Source organism: Kallipyga gabonensis (assembly GCF_001286805.1).
Lineage (GTDB): Bacteria > Bacillota > Clostridia > Tissierellales > Peptoniphilaceae > Kallipyga > Kallipyga gabonensis.
This window is the reverse complement of record NZ_CXYV01000002.1, coordinates 782,148-796,595: the sequence shown is the minus strand read 5'-3', so window position 1 is coordinate 796,595 and position 14,448 is coordinate 782,148. Positions and strand designations below refer to the sequence as shown.

Genomic DNA, 14,448 nt, shown 5'->3' with positions numbered 1-14,448 from the left:
CCTAAGCGTCCTTTATGAAGATCAGTGGTCCCATTGTAAGATGGAAACCACCTTATAGCCTTCTTTTTCCAGGGTCTCCCTACCCGGGAGGTCGGTAAGTTCTGTGAGGAAGAGGGTCAGGGCCACCTGACCGCCTGCTTTTTCGATGAGCTTTGCGCAGGCCTTGGCTGTCCCCCCGGTTGCCAGGAGGTCATCCAGGACGACGACCCGGGCACCGTCCGGCACAGAATCCATGTCCAATTCGATGGTAGCCTTGCCGTATTCCAGGTCGTAAGAATAGGAGACGGTATTGCCGGGAAGCTTGCCGGCCTTTCTTGCCATGAGAAACCCCTTGCCTTCAGCATAGGCCAGGGCGGCCCCCATAATGAAGCCCCGGGCTTCAATCCCCATAATGTAATCATAGTCCAGGCCCTTGAGCTGGTCCTGGAGCTGGTGGATGGCCTCCTGGAAGGCCTCCTTGTCCGATAGGATCGTAGTGATGTCCTTATAGGAGATTCCCTTGGTCGGGAAGTCCTCAATGATTCTCATTTTTTCCTGTAAATTCATGCGATTCTCCTTTGTTCTTTCTAAAACCAACCTTTCGCTGTATCCCGGGCGGTTCGTTTCACCCGGTCCATGAAGGCAGTTACTACGGATTTGCCGGAGTCTTTGATAATGATGCCCAGCTCCTTTACCGCCTGGAGGGAGGCTTGTCGCTGGATGACATTCTTGGGCTTGGGCCTCTCCATGCCCAGGTAGGCCTGGGCGATGAAGCCCACCCGGAGGGTCAGGAAGGCGTTGATGGCCCCCTCCATGACCGATGAGATGATGAGGTTGGACATGGGGACCATGCCGGGGATGGCAGAGGCCATGGACTCCCCGACCAGGCCCGCGATCATGGGCTCAAGCTGGGCAGGGATGAGGTCGCTGTCTTCGAGGGACCGGGCCATGAAGACCAGGCTGGCCACCTGGAGGTAGAGCTTGCCCAGGCTTTTGAGCGAGGGTCGGGTCCCGTAAACCTGGCCCAGTTGCCAGACCATCTTGACCAGAGTCACCATGACCATGATGGCATCCAGGGAGCCGTTTTGGGAAATGGTTGTGGAGAGGAAAATGGAATTGGCATGCCTCCGGATGATGGGCTCCCCCTCCCGGTCCAGGCTGTCCAGGGCGGTGGTCACCCTTTCCTCTTTCGACCGGCTCTCATCGGTTAAGAGGTCCCGGGAAAGGAGCCGGTTCTTGGACAGGCAGGCCAGCATATCCTCCAGGTAGCGGTCATAGTCCTCCTGGGTAGGATGGTCGGGGAGGTGGGGGGCCGGAAGGCTCCGAATATAGAGGAGGACCAGTCGGATCAAGAGGTAGGCCAGGGCAAAGGCCAGAAGTCCGACAAAAAGGCCCCCAACCCAGGGATGGATCCCCTTCAGAAGCTGGTAGAGAAGATAAAACTGGTTAACGAGGAAAACCAGAAAGACCAGGCCCAGGAAGATGCCCAGAATGGTCAGGATTTTTCCCAGTCGTCGGCCGAGTTGGTTCATCTTTCACTCCCCTTACAGGCTATAGCGAAGGGCATAGTAGACCACATAGACCCATCCCAGGATCCCGTGGAAGATGGCCCAGGGGATGGAGTGCCAGGATACATAGGATACAACCATGGCCAGGGCAGTGCCGAAGCTGATCCCGGCCTTCGTCAGTTTTTTCATTACAGATCCTTTCTATTCGCTGAGGTCGATGATTTCCAGGCTTTCCATGGCCCGGTTAATCAAAGCAGGAATATCCAGCCGTTTTTCTTCTTCCAGAATATCTTCAAGCTTGGGTTTGGTGTTGGGCGAATCGGGAGCAAAGATAGAGCAGCAGTCGTCAAAGGGTTCAATGGAAATCTCATAGGTTCCCAAGTCCCGGGCCACTCGGATAATGTCGTTCTTATCCCGGGCGATGAGGGGACGGAGGATGGGGCGGGAAGCCGCATCATTGACCACAGTGATCCCCTGGATGGTCTGGGAGGCGACTTGACCCAGGCTCTCCCCCGTGATGAAGCAATCGTAGCTATAGCGGTCAGCCAGGACTTCACCGATCCGCATCATCATCCGGCGGGAGAGGACGGTGGTGTTCCTCGTCGAGCACTCCTCCCGAACCGCCTTGTAGGTGTCCAGAAGGTTGACCATGAAGACCTTGACCGGGCCCACCGACTCCGTCATCTTCTCCGCCAACCGGAGGGCCTTATCCTGGGCCCGTTCGGAAGTGAAGGGGTAGGAGTGGAAGTGGATGGCTCCCAGGGCCATCCCCCGGCGGGCGATTTCGAAGCCGGCCACGGGAGAGTCGATTCCTCCGGATAGGAGGAGGAGACCCTTGCCTCCGGACCCCCAGGGAAGCCCCCCCATCCCCTCCACCTGGTCCGTATAAACGAAGGCATCGTCGCGGATGTCCACATGGAGGATGAAGTCCGGGTTATGGACATCGACCGACAAGGCGGGGAAAGCTTCTAAAAGAACACCGCCCAATTGGGCAGAAATTTCCGGGGATTTCATGGGGAAGTTTTTATCCGCCCGCTTGGTGGCCACCTTGAAGCTGACCGTCTCCTTCCCCGTCTCCGCCTGAATTCTTTGCATCTTCTCTTCCGCCATTTCCTTAGCGACAGAGGAAATGGATGCCATGTCCGGTGCGACCTTCCGGGCCGGCGTCACATAGGCCAGGCCGAAGGCCTTCCTGACCTGAGCCACCGTCCGGTCCAAGTCCTTTTCCTCCACCTCCAAGAAAAATTTTCCGATTTGGAAATAGGTCCTCTTGATGGGGATCTGCTTGACGGCCAGCATGACGTGGCGGACCGCATTGTTCACAAAATAAGACCGGTTCCTTCCCTTGAGCATGAGCTCGCCGAAGGAGACCGATACTACCCAATCGCTATGCATTCTTTGACCATCCTGTCACTTTTCTGATTTCTCTGACGTGTTTTTCCAGGGCATCGAAAAAAGGATCCACCTGGTCCGGGCTATTTTCCATGGAAAAAGAGATCCGGAGGATCCCTTCTTTATAGGCATCGGGGACCCCGATAGCCTCAATGACCGGGGAGGCCTGACCCTTGGAGCAGGCGGACCCGGAGGAAAAGTACATCTCCTCCCCCTCCATCATGTGAAGAAGGACCTCCGCCCGAACTCCCTCCAAGCCGAAGTTGATGATATAGGGGTTGAGGGGTTGGGCCGGAGAATTGACCCGGACCCCATCAAGGGCCCGGATCCTCTCCATGGCTCGATGGTAGATAGCCAGGATCTCCTCCTTGTGGTCCCGGACATGGGCCTGGACCAAGTCATAGGCCTTGGCCATGGCGCAGATATAGGCCACATTTTCTGTTCCCGCCCGGCGGCCCCCCATCTGTCCCCCACCGGCAATCAGAGAGGGATAATTGACCCCCTGGCGGACATAAAGGAGACCGACCCCCTTGGGCCCGTGGATTTTGTGGGCTGAGGCGGAGTAGGAGTCCACCTTCCATTCCTCCAGCTTGACCGGAAGCTTGCCGAAGGCCTGGGTTCCATCCACATGGAAAAGCGTCTTGGGATTCTTTGCCTTGACCATGGGGCCGATGGCCGCCAGGTCATTCCACGACCCCAGTTCATTGTTGACCTGCATGACAGTGACCAGGGCCGTCTTGTCATCAACCGCTTCGGCGACTTGGCCGGGCGTGACGAAGCCCTCCCGGTCGACGGGGATGACCCGGACTTCCACCCCCGCCTCACGAAGAGCCAGGCCGGTCTTCTCCACGGAGGAATGTTCCGCCTGGGCCATGACCACATTAACCCCGGTCTTCCCCCGAACAGCCCCCCATAGAGCGGTATTGTTGGATTCGGAGGCACATGAGGTGAAGATGAGGCAGGAAGGATCCACCCCCAAGCCCCCGGCCAAGACCCGGCCGGCTTCCCTCATCCTCTTTTCAGCTTCAAAGCCGATGTGGTGGAGGGAGGAAGGGTTTCCCCACTCGTGGAGAAGGATGTGGTTGATGACCTCAGCCACTTCGGGGTGGACCGGGGTGGTCGCAGCATTGTCGAAATAGATCATTGGGGGTCCTTTCTGGAAGTTTTTGGTATACTCAATACAAATATTGTAGCACAGGGGGACGGAATGGAAGTGATAGAATTACGGGAAGAAAGCGACCTGGATTTGGAGGCGGGGACCTGCCTTCTTGATCTTGAAACGACGGGGCTTCGCCGGGAGGAGGACCGCATTTTTCTGGTCGGCCTCCTGGTTGCCAAAGAAGGAGAGGGATCCGACCTCATCCAAGTCTACGACCCCTCCGGGGGCAGGGATGACTGCCTTCAAGAAAGCCTTCTTGCCCGGACCCGGGACCTTCTTCATGATCGCCGGATCCTGACCTACAATGGTCAGGCCTTCGACCTCCCCTTCCTGGAAGCCGGCTTAAGGAGGGCGGGCCTCCCTCCCCTTAACCCGGCCTCTTCCCTCGACCTCTACGCCTGGCTCCGGTCCCGCCGCCGTTTCTTGGATGAGGTCCCGGGCCGCCTGGCCGACCTGGAAAAAAAATCCGGTTTCCTCCGGAATGACCGCTTGTCCGGAAGGGCCGTGGCCCAATCCGCCCCTATGATGGCCCACCCTGAGGTGGCGGACCTGGTCCTGGGTCACAACCGGGATGATTTGGAAGGGACCTGGCATGTGAAGAAACTCCTGGACCGGATGGCCGGGACCCTCCGGATAGACCTGGAGGACTCCCTCTTTGGTCCCTGCCGGCTGGACCTGGTCCGCCTGGAAAAAACTGCCAACCGGGCCCGGGTCCACTTCTACCTGACCCCGCCCCAAGAAGTGAAGGGCTTCAAAAATTCCTCCTTTGGGGACCTGGCCTGGGAGGGGGATCACTTAACGATCGACCTGGCCCTGACCGGAGGCTATGTTGGCGGAAACCCGGTCCGCCTGGCGGTTTCCCCCATCCCCTTTTCTGACCGGTCTCCCTATGCCTTCAGGCCACCTCTTATTGCCGTTTATGACAAAAAGAGGGACTATGGCCAAAACCTCCTCCGACTGGCGAGTGCCCTCCTGAAAAAATAAGGATAAGCCCTTGACGAGGAGGCCGGAAAAGCATAGGATAGGGGATGAAAAAATTAAAAATTTCTTTTAATGCGGTACAGAGAGACCCAAAAGAGGAAACCACCCGAGTTGGTGGATTGTGGCCAAAATAAGCCACCAGCGTTGACGAGACACACGCCCCTGCGGTCAAACCGTGGGGGCGTTTTTTATGCCCAAAGAAAGGAGGCAGGATGAAAATCAAGGCGGAAATCATGGACCAGGCGGCAATCGAGCGCTCCCTCCGCCGGATTGCCCACGAAATTGATGAGCAGGAAAGGGAGGCCAAGGGCTATCTCGTTTTAGGCATCCCCCGTCGGGGAATCAGCCTGGCGAACCGGATCGGGGAAAACCTCCAAAAGATCACGGACAAGCCCGTTTCCACCGGCCACCTGGACATCTCCTTCTACCGGGATGACCGGACGGGCGAAGAAGGCCTTCCGGAGGTTTCCATGACCACTATTCCCGAAGCCGGGACGGAAAACCAGTTGGTCATCATCGTCGATGACGTCATCTTCACGGGAAGGACCGCCCGGGCAGCGATGGAGGCCGTCATTAATGAGGGCCGGCCGGCGGCCATCCGCCTGGCCACCCTCATCGACCGGGGCCACCGGGAGATGCCCATCCGGCCGGATTTTGTGGGAAAGAACGTCCCCACTTCCCGGACCGAAGAAGTCCAGGTCCAGGTCCCGGAATATGACGATGCCTTCCGAGTCGTTTTGGTGGAAAAGGAGGATGACCATGAAAGCAAGTGATCAACGGGTTCTAAAGGGAGGAAGGGTCTACCTGGAGGGAAAAATCCAAGAAAAAGACCTCTACCTCCACAATGGCCTGATTTATACTGATCCCCCCCAAGGGTCTAATTCCTGGCCGGTTCTGGACTGCCGAGGTCTCCACATCTTCCCGGGCTTTGTCGACCTCCACGTCCACTTCCGGGAACCGGGCCAGGAGTACAAGGAAACCATCGAGACCGGGTCCATGGCGGCCGCCCATGGGGGCTACACCACGGTCTGCACCATGCCCAACCTCAAACCCGTCCCGGACTCTTTGGACCATCTCAAGATCCAGCTGGACTGCATTCGAGAAAAAGCCCGGGTTCATGTCCTTCCCTACGGGTCCATCACCCAAGGAGAAAAGGGCCGGGCCCTCTCCGACTTCGAAGCCCTGGCCCCTTATGTGGTCGCCTTCACTGATGATGGGGTCGGGGTGGATTCTGAAAGAACCATGGAAGAAGCCATGGTCCGGGCCAAGGCCCTGGGCAAGGCCATCGTCGCCCATGCCGAGGACCGGGACCTGGTCGCCGGCGGGGTCATCCATGACGGTGACTATGCCAAGGCTCATGGCCATAAGGGCAACCCTTCGGCCTCGGAATACGTCCAGGTCCGCCGGGACGTGGCCCTGGCGGAAAAGACCGGGGTCCACTACCATGTCTGCCACGTCTCCACCAAGGAATCGGTCCAATCCATCCGGGAGGCTCAGGAAAAAGGGGTCAAGGCCTCTTTTGAAACGGCCCCCCACTACCTGACCCTGACTGATCGGGACCTCCAGGAGGATGGTCGCTTCAAGATGAACCCCCCCATCCGGTCGGAGGAAGACCGGGAGGCCCTCCGCCGGGCCATGGTGGAGGGGGCCCTCTCCGCCATCGCCACCGACCATGCCCCCCATTCTCAGGAGGAGAAGGCGGGCGGCTTGGACCACTCCTTAAACGGAATTGTGGGCCTGGAGACCGCCTTTCCCGTCTGCTACACCGACCTGGTTAAGGGAGGAATCACCAGCCTGGAAAACCTGGTGGACCTCCTTTCCACCCGGCCCACGGCGACCCTGGGCCTCCACAGGATCCGCGACCCCCACTTCGTCCTGGCCCCTGCCCTGGGCATCCAAGACGGAGGACCGGCCGACCTGACCCTATTCGACCTGGAAGAGTCCTACCGGATTGACCCTCGAGACTTCCTCTCCAAGGGCCAGGCCTCGCCCTTCACCGGAAAAACTGTCTATGGTCGCTGCCTGGCCACCTGGGTAGCCGGTCAAAGGGCCTATGCTGATATGGACCGTCTGGAAGGAAGGGAGGTCTCCCATGAGCCGGTATAAGATCCTGGAGAACCGCCCCCTGACCGCCGATGTCTACAACCTGGTTCTTGAGGGGGAGGGGGGAGAAGGCCTCCTTCCCGGCCAGTTCGTCCAGGTGAAGATCCCCGGCTTCTACCTCCGCCGGCCCATCTCCCTCTGTGACGTTCAAGGAGACCGGATCCGCCTCATCTATAAAATCCTGGGACAGGGGACCCGGGCCCTGACAAAAATCACTTCGGGAGACCTCGACCTCCTGGTCGGCCTGGGCAATGGCTTCTTTCCGGAGGAAGCCCCCCATACCCCCCTCCTGGTCGGGGGCGGGGTGGGGATCCCCCCCCTCTTCTACCTGTCCAAGGACTTGATCCAGAGGGGCCATAAACCAGAGGTCTTCCTGGGCTTCAATAAAAAAGAAGAGATTTTTCTGGCGGAGGAATTTCGGGACCTGGGCCTAACGGTCCACCTGGCCACCATGGATGGGTCTCAGGGACTGGAAGGAACGGCTGTTGATCTCCTGGACCGCTTCCAAGAGGAAGGCCGGAATGACCCGGACTCCCCCCCCTATGTCTACACCTGCGGTCCCCGGCCCATGCTCCGGGCCCTGACTGCCTGGATGGCCGACAAGGGCATACAGGGCCAGGTCTCCATGGAGGAGCGGATGGCCTGCGGATTTGGGGCCTGCATGGGCTGCACCATCCAAACCAAATCGGACCCACGCCGGGTCTGTAAGAATGGGCCGGTCTTCCCGGCCGAGGAGGTCCTATGGTAATGGATAAAGCAAGGATTCAATCCGACCCCCGCCTCCAAACCAAACTGGGCGACTGGGTCCTGGACAACCCCATCATCCCCGCATCGGGGACCTTCGGCTTCGGCCTGGAATTTAAGGACCTCTATGACCTCAACATCCTGGGTTCCATCTCCATCAAGGGAACCACCCGGGAGGCCCGGCCGGGCAACCCCCTTCCCCGGATCGCCGACGCCCCCTCCGGCATGCTCAATGCGGTGGGTCTGGAAAATCCGGGCGTGGACCTGGTCCTCCACTCCTACCTCCCCCGGATGAAGGATTTCTTTTCGAAAAAGGTCATCGCCAACGTCTCCGGCTTTTCCATCGACGACTATGTGACCTGCGCCTCCAAAATTGAGGAGGCCGACAACGTGGCCATCCTGGAGATCAACATCTCCTGCCCTAACGTCCACGGAGGCGGCATGGCCTTTGGTCTGGACCCCGCTATGGCCAAAAAGGTCACCCGGGAGGTCAAGGCAGCCTGCAAGAAGCCGGTCTACGTCAAGCTCTCCCCCAACGTCACCTCTATCGCTGATATTGCACGGGCCTGTGAAGAGGGCGGGGCCGACGGACTCTCCCTGGTCAACACCTTCCTGGGCATGCGGCTGGACCTCAAGACCCGCCGGCCCCTTCTGGCCAACCGAACAGGAGGACTTTCCGGCCCGGCCATCTTCCCCCTGGCCCTCCGGATGGTCTATGACGTCTATGAGGCGACCGACCTCCCCATCATCGGAATGGGCGGGATTGCTAAATCGGAGGACGTCCTGGAGATGGTCATGGCCGGGGCCTCTGCCGTCCAGATCGGGGCCCAAAACCTGGTTGACCCCTACGTCTGCCCCAGGATCATCCAAGACCTCCCCGCCGTCATGGACGCCTATGGCATCTCTTCCCTCCAAGACATCATCGGCATAAGCCACAAAGGAAAGGACCAAGTATGACAAAAATCAACCAAGGCCAAGTCATTGTCGCCCTCGATTTTCCGGGCAAGAAAGAAACCATGGCTTTCCTGGACCATTTCGACCGCCCCATCTACGTCAAGGTGGGTATGGAGCTCTTCTATAAAGAAGGGCCGGCCATCATCCGAGAGATCAAGGACCGGGGCCATAAGATCTTCCTGGACCTCAAGCTCCACGACATCCCCAACACGGTCGAAATGGCCATGCGGTCCCTGGCCGGGCTCGATGTGGACATGGTCAACCTCCACGCCCAAGGAGGTCGGGCCATGATGGAGGCGGGCCTCCGGGGCCTGGAGGAAGCCAGCCGGGCCGCCGGAAAAACCCGTCCCCTCCTCATCGCCGTCACCCAACTCACCTCCACCTCCCAGGAGGTCATGAACCGGGAACTGGCCATCTCCGGCAAGCTGGAGGATGTGGTGGTCCATTATGCCAAGCTGGCCAAGGAGGCCGGGCTGGATGGGGTGGTCTCCTCCCCCCTGGAGTCCCCCATGATCCATGAGGCCCTGGGTTTGGACTTCCTGACCGTCACCCCGGGCGTCCGCTTCCAAGGCCAGGCCACCCAGGACCAAAAGCGGGTCACCACCCCCGCCAGGGCCAAGGAGCTCACCTCCTCTTACATTGTCATGGGCCGGGCCATCACCCAGGCTCCGGACCCCCTGGCTGCCTACCAGGAGGCCAGCCGGGACTTCCAATAACCGGCAAATGCCAACCGCCACTCCACAAAACGCAGAAAGGATCCCTATGACCTCACCATCCCCCATCGCCCAAGGCCTCCTGGATATCCAGGCGGTCTTCCTCCGGCCCGGACAACCTTTCACTTGGGCCTCCGGAATCAAATCCCCCATCTACACAGACAACCGCCTCATCCTCTCCTACCCGGACTTCCGGGCCCAGGTGGAGGAAGGCCTTGCTGAACTGGTCAAGGACCACTTCCCTGAAGCCCAGGTCCTCATGGGAACCGCCACGGCGGGCATTGCCCATGCTGCCCTGGTCGCCGACCGCCTGGACCTCCCCATGGGCTATGTCCGGTCCGGATCCAAGGACCATGGCCGGCAGAACCGGATCGAGGGTCGCCTGAATAAAGGGGACAAAGTCGTGGTCATCGAAGACCTCATCTCCACCGGGGGCTCCCTCTTGGATGTGGTGGCAGCTTTGGAGGAGGCCGGGGCCCAGGTCATCGGGGCCTGCGCCATCTTCACCTACGCCATGGACAAATCCCTCCGGGCCTTCCATAACCACCCCCTGGAGGTCCACACCCTGACCACTTTTGATGACATCGTCGACACGGCCCTGAAAACGGGCCATATTGAAGAAGAAGACCGTGCCAAGCTCATGGCCTTCCGTGACCACCCCCAGGATGAATCCTGGATCCACGCCTAAGGAGGAAGCATGAAAAAAGACTTAATCACCATCTCCGACCTGACCGTCGAAGAAATCGACCAGCTCATCGAGGTGGGCAAGGACATCAAAGACCACCCCCAAGACTACCAGGAAGTCTGCGCCCACAAGATCCTGGGCACCCTCTTCTATGAGCCCTCCACCCGGACCCGGCTCTCCTTCACCTCCGCCATGATGTCCATGGGCGGCCAGGTCCTGGGCTTCTCTTCGGCCGGAAACTCCTCCGTTGCCAAGGGCGAGTCCGTGGCGGATACAGCCAAGACCGTGGAATGCTTCGCCGACATCATCGCCATGCGCCATCCCAAGGAAGGGGCCCCTTACGTTGCCGCCCATAACGTGGACATCCCTGTCATCAACGCCGGCGACGGTGGCCACCACCACCCCACCCAGACCCTGACCGACCTGATCACCATCTCCCTGGAGATGGGCCGGCTGGACAACCTGGTCGTGGGTTGCTGCGGCGACCTCAAGTTTGGCCGGACCGTCCACTCCCTCATCATGGCCATGTCCCGCTACGCCAACATCAAGTTCGTCCTCATCTCCCCCGACGAGCTCAAGGTTCCGGAAAACGTCAAGACGGAAATCCTGGATGCCAACGGAATCCCCTATGAAGAAGTTTCCAGCCTGGATGAAGCCATCCCCAAGCTGGACATCCTCTATATGACCCGGGTCCAGAAGGAGCGCTTCTTCAATGAGGCTGACTACCTCCGCCTCAAGGACTCCTACATCCTGACTCCCCATAAGCTGAAAAATGCCAAAGAGGATATGCGGATCCTCCACCCCCTGCCCCGGGTCAATGAGATCTCCACGGCGGTGGATAAGGACCCCAGGGCGGCCTACTTCCGCCAGGTCCAAAATGGCAAGTACATCCGGATGGCACTGATTATGAAACTGCTGGGACTCAGCAAGGAGGCGCACTAATGATTTTAGGCGATTTACAAGAAGGCATCGTCATCGACCACATCCCCAACGGCAAAGGCCGTATCCTCTACCACCACCTGGGCCTGGACCAACTGGACTGCCAGGTCGCCCTCATCGAACACGCCGATTCCAAGAAGAAGGGCAAGAAGGACATCCTCAAGGTCGCCAAACCCCTTGACCTGGACTTCGCCCTCCTGGGCTACTTTGACCCCAAAATCTCCGTCAACATCATCAAAGACAACCACGTGGTCAAAAAAATCCACCCCGAACTCCCGGAGAAAATCACCAACATCCTCCACTGCAAGAACCCCCGCTGCATCACCTCCATCGAGCAGGAACTCCCCCATGTCTTCCGCCTGACCGACCCGGAAACTAAGACCTACCGCTGCATTTACTGCGATACCATCGGAAAATCCTTGGAAGACGAATAAAGACAACCCCCAGGTAAGACGACCCCCAGGCCCACTTTCGCTTAGGCAAATCCTCCGGATTTGCAATGCGCTCAAGTTGGGTCTGGGGGTCTTATGCTTGGTGGGGTGGTGGGGGTGATTGGTCCCCTTATTCCTCGGTTTCGCCGAATAAGGGGGTCCAGGTTTTTCGCCTTTTTCCTGATTTCATCAAATAAGGAGGCCGTTTTTTCCCCCTTTTTCTTGATTTCGTCAAATAAGGGGGCTAGTTTTATCCCCCTTTTCTCTGATTTTGCCAAATAAGGGGGCCAAGTTTTTCCCCCTTTTCCCCGATTTCTCCAAATAGATTTTGCCAAATAAGGGGGCCAAGTTTTTCCCCCTTTTCCCCGATTTCTCCAAATAAGGGGGCCAAGTTTTTCCCCCTTTTCCTCGATTTCTCCAAATAAGGGGGCCAAGTTTTTCCCCCTTTTCCCCGATTTCTCCAAATAAGGGGGCCAAGTTTTTCCCCCTTTTCCCCGATTTCTCCAAATAAGGGGGCCAAGTTTTTCCCCCTTTCCCCCGATTTCATCAAATAAGGGGGCCCAGGTTTTCCCCCTTTTTCCCGATTTCTCCAAATAAGGGGGCTTGTCACCGCTCACCACCCCTTTTGTATGATTCCAAAATAAAAAAGCCGGCCACCTTCGAGGTGTCCGGCTTCTTTTCCTTGTCTTAATCTACAAATTTCTTGGCTTGGGTGTAGTTGAAGATGGGGCCGTCGGTGCAGACGTAGTCTTGGTTCATCCGGCAGTGGCCACACTTGCCCAGGCCGCAGTACATCTTCCGTTCGAAGGACTGCCAGATGTGGTCTTCCTCCACACCGTTTTTTATGAGCTCCAGGGCGGAGAAGTGCATCATGGGCGGAGGGCCGACCAGGGCGACGGCATAGTCGTCGCCGAATTCGGCGAAGGGGATCTCCTTGAGATATTCAGTGACAAAGCCCTTTCGCCAGGTCTCGTGGGACTCATTGTCCAGGCAGTAGAGGGTGGTGAAGAAGTCATCCTTCTCATACTTGTCCAGGGCTTCCTTAAAGAGGATGGCCTCATGGTCACGAAAGCCGACTACGATGGTCATGGACAAAAAGAGGTCCTTGTCATGGTAGGCGGCCTCCATGAGGGACTTGATGGGGGCAACGCCGGTTCCTCCGCCGATGAGGACCATATGCTTACCGCGGAACTGATCCATGGGCCAGCCATTGCCCAGGGGACCTCTCAGGTGGATGGTCTCCCCCGGCTTCTTTGCAAAGATGGCGTCGGTCACCTCGCCGACATTGCGGAGGGTGAAGTCCAGGTAGCCCGGTCCCTTCTCGGAGAAAGAGATGGGGGTTTCGCCCATTCCGGGAATGCCCAGCATATAAAAGCATCCGGGATGGGGGTCGATCTTTTCCGTATCATAGGCCAGGCGGAAGGTCCACTCCATCTGAGTTTCCTTCCGGACGGCCAGGATTTCATGAGCCTGACTCATGTAGGGGTTCTTTGTCGCCATGGTGTCCGTCATTATTCCACCTCCCCGGCCGGTTTTGCTTCTCCCTGGCCGGCTTCTTCCTTATGCAAGCGGTCCACCGCCTTATTGACCTGCTTGATGATCATGGCCATATTGATGTGCTTAGGGCAGTTCCGGGTGCAGCGGCCACAGCCGGTGCACATGGACCGGTCACCAAAGCGGACCTGGTAGTCATGGATCTTGTGGAGAACCCGGAAGCGGGTCCGCATGGCATTGTCAGTCCGCATCCCCTTCTGCTTGGCCATCTTCTCATAGTCATCGTCCATGCATGAGGCATATTCCCGATAGCGGACGGGATCCTCCCCTTCTTCTGCCCGGTCGATGACCGTGAAACAGGTGCAGGTGGGACAAGTCTTGGTGCACTGGAGAGCGTTAACGCAAAGGTCGCCGTAAAGATCCCAGAGGGGATCCTTCAGAATCGCCCGGTAAACCTCCTCATCTGAGAGGTCGGGCAGGTCGACGGGGTTGGCATCCTCTTCTACATAGGAAAAGGCGTATTCCACCTCCTTGCCCCCGGCCTCTTCAAAACAGGGGACGAGGGAAGGATCCTTGACCTCCGCCTGAAGGCCGTCCTCGGAGAAACGGCAGGCAAATGCCCAATCATCCGTACGGGTCCCGCCCATGGAGTTGCAGAAGCAGGATTCCTGGCCGCCGGCACACTCCATCATGGCGAACTTGACCCGGTCCCTGGCCCTCTTATAGTAGCGATCAACGATTCCCCCGTTTTTCAGGAACATGTTATCCTGGATTTCCTGGGAGACGATGTCGCAGGGGCGGGCGAAGATCAGGCGCTTTTTGGAAAAGCCCGGATCCTCCACAGCCCGGTCTCCTGTAAAGTGGATCATCTCCTCCCGGACCGGAGTGATGGCGACCTTGGCAGGCTCATGAGCCAGGAGGTCCCAGGCCACTTGCTTGAAGGCCGTCACCTTCTCATAGCGGATATAGGATTCCCCGTCATTGGCCTCCTTGTCCGTCCGGACGGGTGCATACAGGTCGTATTCTTTGGACAAGCTCTCAAAGAGTTTGTCGGCTTGCCTCGCCTCCAATTCAAAAGCCATTGAACCCTCCTCTTCGGTTTCCATGGGACTTCCGATGACAATAAAAAACCCACAGCATATGCTGCGGGTCAATATGGGCCTGGTTGGACTCGAACCAACGACCTCACGCTTATCAGGCGTGCGCTCTAACCACCTGAGCTACAGGCCCCTAAAACAGGGGCAAGAGGACTCGAACCCCCGACATCCGGTTTTGGAGACCGACGTTCTACCAACTGAACTATACCCCTTTGTTTCCCCCATCAAGAGATGACCTAAACAGTATAGCAAGCAGAAAATATATTTGC

General features: G+C 58.1%; 16 protein-coding genes and 2 tRNA genes. 9 read left to right on the top strand and 9 right to left on the bottom strand.

All coding sequences use genetic code 11. The annotated features are described in order from the left end of the window. Positions 1 to 21: 21 nt before the first annotated feature. The 5 genes from BN2373_RS05105 to BN2373_RS05090 are packed head-to-tail and all read right to left on the bottom strand — an operon-like array spanning position 22 to position 4,023. Positions 22 to 546, bottom strand: a complete 525-nt coding sequence (locus BN2373_RS05105) for an adenine phosphoribosyltransferase (RefSeq protein ID WP_053943034.1) — start codon at positions 544 to 546, stop codon at positions 22 to 24. Positions 547 to 566: 20 nt separating this feature from the next. Continuing rightward, entirely contained in the window at positions 567 to 1,511 is a 945-nt protein-coding gene (locus tag BN2373_RS05100) for a DUF697 domain-containing protein (RefSeq protein WP_053943033.1), read from the bottom strand. A 12-nt stretch (positions 1,512 to 1,523) separates the two neighbouring features. Further along, positions 1,524 to 1,676 (bottom strand): hypothetical protein, encoded by a 153-nt coding sequence (locus tag BN2373_RS07925; RefSeq protein ID WP_019134033.1) that lies wholly within the window; start codon positions 1,674 to 1,676, stop codon positions 1,524 to 1,526. A 12-nt stretch (positions 1,677 to 1,688) separates the two neighbouring features. Then, a complete protein-coding gene (gene thiI, locus BN2373_RS05095) occupies positions 1,689 to 2,882 on the bottom strand; it encodes a tRNA uracil 4-sulfurtransferase ThiI (protein ID WP_053943032.1) in 1,194 nt (397 codons plus the stop codon). After that, positions 2,875 to 4,023, bottom strand: a complete 1,149-nt coding sequence (locus tag BN2373_RS05090; protein ID WP_053943031.1) for a cysteine desulfurase family protein — start codon at positions 4,021 to 4,023, stop codon at positions 2,875 to 2,877. The genes thiI and BN2373_RS05090 overlap by 8 nt, the downstream gene beginning before the upstream one ends. Positions 4,024 to 4,086: 63 nt before the next feature. Between BN2373_RS05090 and BN2373_RS08065 the strand changes: the two genes are divergently transcribed. The 9 genes from BN2373_RS08065 to BN2373_RS05045 all read left to right on the top strand — a co-directional run bounded on the left by BN2373_RS08065 (position 4,087) and on the right by BN2373_RS05045 (position 11,591). Beyond that, a complete protein-coding gene (locus tag BN2373_RS08065; RefSeq protein ID WP_053943030.1) occupies positions 4,087 to 5,022 on the top strand; it encodes a ribonuclease H-like domain-containing protein in 936 nt (311 codons plus the stop codon). A gap of 209 nt (positions 5,023 to 5,231) precedes the next feature. After that, positions 5,232 to 5,792 carry a bifunctional pyr operon transcriptional regulator/uracil phosphoribosyltransferase PyrR gene (pyrR, locus tag BN2373_RS05080; protein WP_019134029.1) on the top strand — a complete coding sequence of 187 codons (561 nt, stop codon included), beginning with the start codon at positions 5,232 to 5,234 and terminating at the stop codon, positions 5,790 to 5,792. Next, positions 5,779 to 7,125, top strand: coding sequence for a dihydroorotase (locus BN2373_RS05075; protein WP_053943029.1), 1,347 nt, complete (start codon positions 5,779 to 5,781; stop codon positions 7,123 to 7,125). Before pyrR ends, BN2373_RS05075 begins: the two co-directional genes overlap by 14 nt. After that, positions 7,112 to 7,870 carry a dihydroorotate dehydrogenase electron transfer subunit gene (locus BN2373_RS05070; RefSeq protein ID WP_053943028.1) on the top strand — a complete coding sequence of 253 codons (759 nt, stop codon included), beginning with the start codon at positions 7,112 to 7,114 and terminating at the stop codon, positions 7,868 to 7,870. Before BN2373_RS05075 ends, BN2373_RS05070 begins: the two co-directional genes overlap by 14 nt. Continuing rightward, a complete protein-coding gene (locus BN2373_RS05065; protein ID WP_053943517.1) occupies positions 7,870 to 8,823 on the top strand; it encodes a dihydroorotate dehydrogenase in 954 nt (317 codons plus the stop codon). Before BN2373_RS05070 ends, BN2373_RS05065 begins: the two co-directional genes overlap by 1 nt. After that, on the top strand, positions 8,820 to 9,536 hold the full coding sequence (pyrF, locus tag BN2373_RS05060) for an orotidine-5'-phosphate decarboxylase (protein WP_053943027.1): 717 nt from the start codon (positions 8,820 to 8,822) through the stop codon (positions 9,534 to 9,536). The genes BN2373_RS05065 and pyrF overlap by 4 nt, the downstream gene beginning before the upstream one ends. A gap of 46 nt (positions 9,537 to 9,582) precedes the next feature. Beyond that, positions 9,583 to 10,221 carry an orotate phosphoribosyltransferase gene (pyrE, locus tag BN2373_RS05055; RefSeq protein ID WP_053943026.1) on the top strand — a complete coding sequence of 213 codons (639 nt, stop codon included), beginning with the start codon at positions 9,583 to 9,585 and terminating at the stop codon, positions 10,219 to 10,221. Positions 10,222 to 10,230: 9 nt separating this feature from the next. Continuing rightward, positions 10,231 to 11,160: an aspartate carbamoyltransferase gene (gene pyrB, locus BN2373_RS05050; protein WP_053943025.1), complete on the top strand. Its 930-nt coding sequence runs from the start codon at positions 10,231 to 10,233 to the stop codon at positions 11,158 to 11,160. Continuing rightward, the gene (locus tag BN2373_RS05045; RefSeq protein WP_053943024.1) at positions 11,160 to 11,591 is read left to right on the top strand and encodes an aspartate carbamoyltransferase regulatory subunit; all 432 of its coding nucleotides are present in this window, start codon (positions 11,160 to 11,162) and stop codon (positions 11,589 to 11,591) included. Before pyrB ends, BN2373_RS05045 begins: the two co-directional genes overlap by 1 nt. A gap of 684 nt (positions 11,592 to 12,275) precedes the next feature. Here the strand turns inward: BN2373_RS05045 and BN2373_RS05035 are convergent. The 4 genes from BN2373_RS05035 to BN2373_RS05020 form a co-directional block, all read right to left on the bottom strand. Next, positions 12,276 to 13,100 carry an FAD/NAD(P)-binding protein gene (locus tag BN2373_RS05035; protein ID WP_238379630.1) on the bottom strand — a complete coding sequence of 275 codons (825 nt, stop codon included), beginning with the start codon at positions 13,098 to 13,100 and terminating at the stop codon, positions 12,276 to 12,278. Then, on the bottom strand, positions 13,100 to 14,164 hold the full coding sequence (locus tag BN2373_RS05030) for a 4Fe-4S dicluster domain-containing protein (RefSeq protein ID WP_074018024.1): 1,065 nt from the start codon (positions 14,162 to 14,164) through the stop codon (positions 13,100 to 13,102). Before BN2373_RS05030 ends, BN2373_RS05035 begins: the two co-directional genes overlap by 1 nt. Before the next feature lie 74 nt (positions 14,165 to 14,238). Continuing rightward, positions 14,239 to 14,312: transfer RNA gene (locus BN2373_RS05025), tRNA-Ile, on the bottom strand. Positions 14,313 to 14,318: 6 nt separating this feature from the next. Then, a tRNA-Trp gene (locus BN2373_RS05020) sits at positions 14,319 to 14,391 on the bottom strand. Positions 14,392 to 14,448 lie beyond the last annotated feature (57 nt).